This is a genomic window from Acidobacteriota bacterium, assembly GCA_034211275.1.
Taxonomy (GTDB): Bacteria; Acidobacteriota; Thermoanaerobaculia; order Multivoradales; family JAHZIX01; genus JAGQSE01.
Window position 1 is genome coordinate 1 of sequence record JAXHTF010000265.1, and the last position, 7339, is coordinate 7339.

4 protein-coding genes are annotated in these 7339 nt (G+C 68.9%); 1 reads left to right on the forward strand and 3 read right to left on the reverse strand.

Annotated elements, in window-relative coordinates:
* Positions 1–2362, reverse strand: a 2362-nt coding sequence (locus SX243_24275; GenBank protein MDY7096103.1) for a hypothetical protein, incomplete at its 3' end; no start/stop codon positions are given.
* A gap of 329 nt (positions 2363–2691) precedes the next feature.
* Between SX243_24275 and SX243_24280 the strand changes: the two genes are divergently transcribed.
* A complete protein-coding gene (locus tag SX243_24280) occupies positions 2692–4566 on the forward strand; it encodes a sigma 54-interacting transcriptional regulator (GenBank protein ID MDY7096104.1) in 1875 nt (624 codons plus the stop codon).
* An 8-nt stretch (positions 4567–4574) separates the two neighbouring features.
* Here the strand turns inward: SX243_24280 and SX243_24285 are convergent, their stop codons facing one another.
* A complete protein-coding gene (locus tag SX243_24285) occupies positions 4575–6272 on the reverse strand; it encodes an FAD-dependent oxidoreductase (GenBank protein ID MDY7096105.1) in 1698 nt (565 codons plus the stop codon).
* Between the two features lie 2 nt (positions 6273–6274).
* A partial coding sequence (locus SX243_24290) for a HAMP domain-containing sensor histidine kinase (GenBank protein MDY7096106.1) occupies positions 6275–7339 on the reverse strand: 1065 nt, incomplete at its 5' end.

Below are 7339 nucleotides of genomic sequence, written 5' to 3' on the forward strand. Positions count from 1 at the left end.
CGACGGTGTACATCCCGGGCCGGAATTGATCGGGATAGATCACCACCTCGCCGTCGTTGCCGGGCGAGGCCGAGCTCCACAGGTCCCAATGCACCCCCTGTTGCAGACTCGCCGTCGGTCCGCTCTGGTGGCGCAGCCGTGCCTCCCCCAACACCGCTCCGCGCACCTGGGACGGCAGCTGCACCCAGGCCAGTCCCATGGGAACGCTGACGTTGTCGTCGAAGACCGGGTAGATGGAGCTGAAGCTCGGCTGCCCTTCGGGCGCTCGGAGCTTGATGGGAATCTTCACCTCCCCCGATGCCAGGCGACCGCTGGGTGCGAGCCGGGCGTCTAGGAGCAGGTCCTGGGTCTTGCCGTAGAGGTCCGGCCGGGCTCGATTCCAGGTGGCCCGCACCCGCACCGTGTCTCCCAGGGCGCTGAGCTGGGCGGAGTTGAGGGCGGTGGCGGGGTTGGCAGGATCGTGGAAGGTGAAGCTCACCCCGTCCAGCGGATCCCAGCTCTGCGTCGTCAGCTCTACGCCGGAGGCGCCGGCGGAAAGGGCCGTGAGCTCCAGATCCCACTCCAGGGCTTCCCCGGGGTAGAGCTGGTCGTTGTGCCCCCCCACCGACGTTGCGAAGACCGTCGCCGTGTGGCTGACGGTGTTGCGTAGCCGCACTTCCAACCGCAGGTCGTAGAAGCCGGCGCCTACCCGATATTCGCCGTTGAGGGCCTGCACCGCCGGATTTGGATGGGCGTCGGTGCAAGGGATGCAGGTCGTGGTTTCCTGGGGCAGCGCCAGGCCGAGATAGAAATTGGGCCAGTTCTTCTTCAGCATCCCCGCCAGATCGAGGGCGGCCCGCGGAGTACTGCTGGCTGGCGCCGGGTTGGAGAGGGGACCGAAGGAGAAGACCTTGCCGCCAATGGTGCGGGACGAGAACCCGGCACCGGCGAGGTAGTCCCAGGTCCCCGTCTGCAGAGTGCCGCCGGGGATGGGGCGAGTGGTCTGGTTGTAGGGCGCGTCGAGGATGGAGTCCGAAGCCCGCAGAGGCACTCCGCCGTCGGGCAGCATCTGGCTGGCCACGCTGCCGGCAACGACGGTGTCGGCCTCGATGTCGACCACTCCGTTCGGCGGCAAATAATGCACGTCCAGGGTGCCCAGACTCATCTCCTGGATCTCCCAGGAGCCCATCTGCTGCATCTTCTGCTGTAGGTCGCCGGTACCGGCGAAGACCATCACCGCCCGGTGGATGCGGCCGTCCCCGAGGCCGGCTTCGATGCGGTTGAGCCGGTAGGGGTAGCGGGGCCCGTTGGCGGTCTCCCGACGACTGATGGTCACCGCCACTCTCCCCTGCTTGGGGAAGGCGAAATAGCGCTGACTGTCCATGCGGTCGGCGCTGGTGAGCTTGAAGGGGGCCATCAGGGCCGCATCGGCGACGCCCACTCCGCCTTCTTCCTCCAAGTGACCGGAGAATCTGGAGAAATCCACTCCGTAGCGAATCCGGCCACTTGCCAGCCACTCCCCGAGGGTGGACAGCCACTCCGCCGGCGCCGGTGCCGTCTGCCCTTGGGAATCGAAGACCAACGCCGCCGCGTGCTCCTCCAGGTGCGGCGCGGGAAGACCGGGATCGGCCATCACCGCGATGACATGCTCATCCCCGGCACGGCCGAGATAGAGAGGTATCTCCTCCAGCGGCTCGCCGAATTGAGCCCGCTCCTCCACCCGCTCCAAGAGCTCGGCGGGAATCTCCACCTCGGCCTCCACGAAGAGCTGAGCCACCTGCTCCGGCTCCACCGGCAGCAGCCAATCCCGCAGCACCAGCTCCAGGTCGACGGCACCGCGGCGCACTGCCACCAGCAGGTCGAGGCCGGGATAGAGGTCCCGATAGACGACGGCGTTGGATCGCTCCTCCGAAGGCTGGCCCCAGGAAAGAGCCGGATCATCCAGTTCCAGCTCCAGGCCGTTGATCAGCCGTGCGCTGAGCCGCCCCGGACGCCAGGTGACCGCCAGCTCCGGACCGAGGCGCAGAGCCGAGCCATCCCCCAGCAGCGGCGGCAGGAAGGTAGGAAAGGAGTTCGTCTCATTGCTCCAGCCGTCCTCGAAGGTCAGGGTGGGATCGATCTCCAGGAGCTCGCCGGAACCGGGGTCGCCATAGTGCAGCGGCTCCAGACCGACGTGCACGGCCTGGGAGCCGTCGCCGTAGTCGAAGACCTTGGCGAAGACGGTGCGCTCCTCCGGCAGCTCCCACCGCTCCTCCTCGGCCCCAGCGGTTCCCGCGGGAACCAGGGCCGTGAAGAAGAGCAGCAGGACCACCAGGCCGAGATCCGCTCCTCTTCGGAGGCTGAACGATTGCGCTTCGATGTGACGTACGGTGTGGGCACTCATGATCTTGTCCCTCCCTGGTTCTGATGAGGCCGTCGGGACCAGGCCCCAAACGGCGATGCAAAGAGGGATTGCAAGGTGGTGACCACCGATGCCAGCCTCCTCCCAACCCGGAGAATGCCGGCGGAGAGACAAGACAAATTTGTTGTACTGAGACCTCTCAGGAAGGGCAAAGCCCTGATTCCAGGGCAGTTGGGCTCCGCAGCTCACCCAGAGAGCGAGACATTCGACCGCAGCGGGCCTCCGCCGGGCGCTTCAGAACCTTCGCAAGGGTTCTGCGGCCTCTCTCAGCTTTGAGAGACCACCCATCTCAGCTTTGAGAGAGGCGTGCTATGTTCGTCGCCTTCGGGGCCGCCCCGTTTGCGGGCTCCGACGTGACCATGCCATTCCGCCTTCTCCTCCACCTCGACCGCCGCATCGTCCGCCGTCCTCTGCTCGCCGGTCCCTACGAGCTCGGCTCCGGGAGCCTGCGCTCGGGGCCCGGTGGCGTGGGGGTGGACGTGCAGGTGCGGCACCCCAGCGTCTCCCGACGCCACGCATTGCTGGTAGTGGAGGACGGCACGGTGCGGGTGGAGGATCTGGGCTCGCGCAACGGCACCTGGGTGGACGGCCGGCGAATCCACGAGGCGGTGATGGTGGAGCCCGGGATGGAGGTCCGCTTCGGGTCGGTCCAGGGGGAGCTGGAGGCCGCCACGGAGGAAGATCTCGAGGCGGCGGTGGATCTCTCCCTGCCGCCGGCGGCCCGTTCCGATTCCGGAGCTACGGCGGCGAAGCCGCTCGATGAGCGAGCCGATGCGTCGTCCACCGAACAGGCAGATCGAACCGGCGGCACCCACGCCCCCACCACCGCCTCTCTGGCCCCGGCCCAGGCCTTCTTCACCACCGAGCTGCCGGAGTTGCTGGCGACGCTGGCGGGCAAGAACCGCCTGCAGGCAGCCCAGGCGGTGGGAGCGGCCCTCTTCCGCCGGCTGCCCTGCACCGAGCTGGAAATCGCCGAGGTGGTGGGAGAGCGCCCGGCCCTCCTCTTCTCCGGCCGCCGGGACCTAGACGACGAAGAGGCACGGGAAGACGCCCTGTTACCAGTCGAGGTCCGGCGCGGAGGGCTTCGGGTGCGGGCGGGTTTCCTCCAAGCCGGGGTCGCCCGCAGCTGCGGGGCCGTGCTGGAGACAGCCCTGCACTTGCTCCACCTCTGCGGCGAAGATCTCCGGCGACCGCCGGAGCCAAGAGCCCGAAAGCTCGACGCCGGTGAGGAGGCTCCCCTCCCAGAACCGCCGACCCTGGAACCGGCGGTGCAGGAGATCTACCGCCAAGCCCGCCGCGTCGCCCGCGGCGAGGTGGGGGTGTTGATTCGCGGTGAGTCCGGCACCGGCAAGGAAGTCCTGGCGCGCTTCCTCCACGCCGCCTCCCGGCGCGCCCAGGGCCCGTTCGTCACCCTCAACTGCGCCGCTCTCCCCGGGGATCTGCTGGAATCCGAGCTCTTCGGCATCGAGCGCGGGGTGGCCACCGGCGTCGAGGCTCGGCCGGGGAAATTCGAAGCCGCCGACGGCGGCACCCTCTTCCTGGACGAGATCGGCGACATGGCGGTGACCACCCAGGCGAAGATCTTGCGGGTGCTTCAGGAGGGGGAAGTGCACCGTCTCGGCGGCACCGTGGCCCGGCCGGCGAGGGCGCGGATCCTCGCCGCCACCCACCAGGACCTAGAGTCCATGCTCGCCGCCGGGGGCTTCCGCGCCGATCTCTACCACCGCATCGCCGGCTGGGAAGTGACCCTGCCGCCGCTGCGCCGCCGCCGCCGGGACATCCCCAATCTCGCCGCCTACTTCCTGCAACAAGAAGCGCAGAAAGCCGGCGTGCGGCCGGCGGGTATTTCCCGCGCCGCCGTCCAGGCCCTCCTGGCCTACTCCTGGCCCGGCAATATCCGCCAGCTGGCGACAGAGATCGCCCGCGCCGCCCTCTTCCTCGGGGACGATGAGCTCCTCGACACCGCCCTCCTGCAGCCGCACATCGCCAGCAGCTCCGGGGCCGCTACCGGCACGGGGTTGAAGGCGACGCTGGAGACGGTGGAGCGGGAGGAGATCCAGCTCGCTCTGGAGGCCACCGGAGGCAGCGTGCCCCAGGCCGCCGAGCGGCTGGACGTGGCGGTGTCGACGCTCTATCGGCGCATGAAGGCTCTAGGTCTGAGCGCCGACGATTCTGAAGAAAGTTAGGGACTCTGCTAGAGAGAGGCCAGGAAGCGGTGAACGAAGTGCACCGACACCGAGCCCTCGCCGGTGGCGGAGGCCACCCGCTTCACCGAGCCGCTGCGCACGTCGCCGGCGGCGAAGACCCCGGGCACGTTGGTCTCCAGCAGAAAGGGCGGGCGCTCCAGGGGCCAGCCCGCCAGGTGGCTCGCCTGGAGGTCGGGACCGGTGAGGACGAAGCCGCGGGAATCCCGGGCCACCAGGTCGCCGAGCCACTCGGTATGGGGAGCGGCGCCGATGAACACGAAGAGCATGCGGGCCGGGATCGTCTCGGTGTCCCCGGAATCCCGCTGGCGTAGGGTCAGCTCTTCCAGACGATCACCGCCGTGGCAGGCGGTGATCTCGGTGCCCAGCCGCACCTCGATGACCTCGCTGGCCTCGATGCGCTCCACCAGGTAGTGGCTCATCTTCGCCGCCAGCGAATCGCCGCGCACCACCATCACCACCTTCGTCGCATACTCGGCGAAGAACATCGCCGCCTGCCCTGCGGAATTGCCGGCGCCGACGATGTAGACCACCTCGTCCTGGCAGCTGATGGCCTCGCTCATGGCGGCGCCGTAATAAATGCCGCGGCCGGAGAGCTCCTCTGCTCCCTCCGCCGGCAGCCGCCGCCAGGCGACGCCCATGGCCAGCATCAGGGCGTGGCAGGCGATCTCCTGGCCGCTGTCCAGCACCAGGCGCTTGTAGGGACCGTCCACCCGCAGCTCCTCCACCCGCTGGGGCGTTAGCAGCTCCACGCCGAAGCGTCGGGCCTGTACCACCGCCCGCCGTGCCAGGTCCGCGCCGGAGAGGCCGGCGGGAAAGCCCAGGTAATTCTCGATGCGACTGGAAGTACCCGCCTGGCCTCCCGGCGCCTCCCCTTCCACCAACACCGTGTTGAGGCCTTCGGAGGCACCGTAGACCGCCGACGCCAGCCCCGCCGGGCCGCCGCCGACGATGGCCAGCTGGTAGAACGGCCGCTGGGCTTCGGTCTTCAGGCCCACGTGCTCCGCCAGCTGACTCGGGGTGGGGCGCTCCAGCCGCTCACCGCCGGGCAGCAGCACCACCGGCAGCTCCGGCTGAACGCCTTCATTGGCGGCGCCGTCGGGACCGCCCTCGGAGCCGTTGCCGGAAGCTCCACCGGCGAGCTCTCGGGCCTCGGTGTTGCCTTCCACGTCGAGGAATTCGTAGGGCACCTGATTGCGCGCCAGAAAGTCCCGCAGGGCGTGGGATTCCGGAGACCAGCGGTCGCCGACGATGCGCAGGCCGCCGAAACCGGGCCGATAGCCGGAACGCCAATCCGTCAGCAGATCGTCGAGCACCGGGTACAGCCGCTGCTCCGGCGGGTCCCAAGGCTTGAGCAGGTAATAGTCCACCTGCGACCGGTTGATGGCGTCGATGGCCGCCTCGGTGTCCGCATAGGCGGTGAGCAGCGCCCGCTTGGCCTTGGGAAAGCGCTCCCGGGTCTTGCCCAAGAGCGAGACGCCGTCCATTTGGGGCATGCGCTGGTCCGAAAGCACCAGCGCCAGGGGCTGCTCCTTCTTCGCCAGAGCCTCCAAGACCTCCAGGGCCTCGTCCCCGGAGCCGGCGCGGATGATGCGGTAGTCCTCGCCGTAATGCCGCCGCAGATCCCGGGCCACCGCCCGCAGGACCTGGGGATCGTCGTCGACGGCGAGGATGACGGGCTGATCCATGCTCAATTCTCCTGAGCCCCCACCGGCAGACGCACGCAGAAGAGGGTCTTGCCCGGCTGCGAGCGCACGTCGATGGTGCCCCGGTGTCGGTTCTTGACGATGCGGTGGACGATGTCCAATCCCAGCCCCATGCCCTCACCCACCTCTTTGGTGGTGAAGAAGGGCTCGAAGATGCGGTCCAGGTGCTGGTCCGAGATGCCCGGGCCGTTGTCCTCGATCTCCACCTGAGCGACGCCGGCTTCCTGGTCGTGGCGGGTGCGAATCTCGACCCGGCCGCCGGCATCCGGCACCGCCGCGATGGCATTGTCCAGCAAGTTGGTCCACACCTGGTTGAGCTCGCCGCCGTAGGCGCGCACCGCCGGCAGCTCGCCGAAGCTCCGGACCACCTCGATCGAGCGCCGGCGCAGCTTGTGCTGGAGGATGGTCAGGGTGTCCTCGAGGCCCCGGTGGAGATCCACTTCCTGCTGTTCCTCCCCGCGGTCCATGTAGGTGTAGGCTTTCATCGCCGTCACCAGCTCGGAGATCCGCCGGGTGCTCTCCGCCAGCTCCTCCGCCAGCTGGCGCATCTCCACGTCCCGGGGCAGCCAGGTGAGGAAGTCCTTGCGGTGCCGGGGCACCAGTCCTTCCGAGAACGCCTCCAACATTTCCTGGGTGAAGCCGGCGGTGACCAGGGTATCCGCCGCCTCCCAGGGCGCCTCCACCCCCTCCTCCTCGAGCCAATCCGCCAGCTCGTCCTCCCGCTCGCTACGGCTCATGGCGTCGAGCTTTGGCGCTGGGGCGCCGAGAACGTCGTAAATGGGCTGGAAGGGATCGCCCGCCGCGGCGCCCTCCTCCGCCGCGGTGCCTCCATCCGCCGCAGAACCAATCGGCACCTGCCGGAAGACCAGCTGGCGCAGCAGCCGGGAGGCGTCCTGGTCGAAGGCCTGGAGAGTCTCGCAAAGATTCTGCGCCGCCCGCCGCGCCGCCGATGCCGGGTTGTTGAGCTCGTGGGCCAATCCCGCCGCCATGGTGCCCAGGGAAGCGAGCTTGGCCTGCTGCAGCTCCGCCCGGGCGCCCTCGCGGATGCG

What these genes read in the sequence shown, in the direction of transcription:
- SX243_24280 (MDY7096104.1), top strand. Translation starts at nt 2,692, where the DNA reads ATGTTCGTCGCCTTCGGGGCCGCCCCGTTTGCGGGCTCCGACGTGACC.
- SX243_24285 (MDY7096105.1), bottom strand. Translation starts at nt 6,272, where the DNA reads ATGGATCAGCCCGTCATCCTCGCCGTCGACGACGATCCCCAGGTCCTG.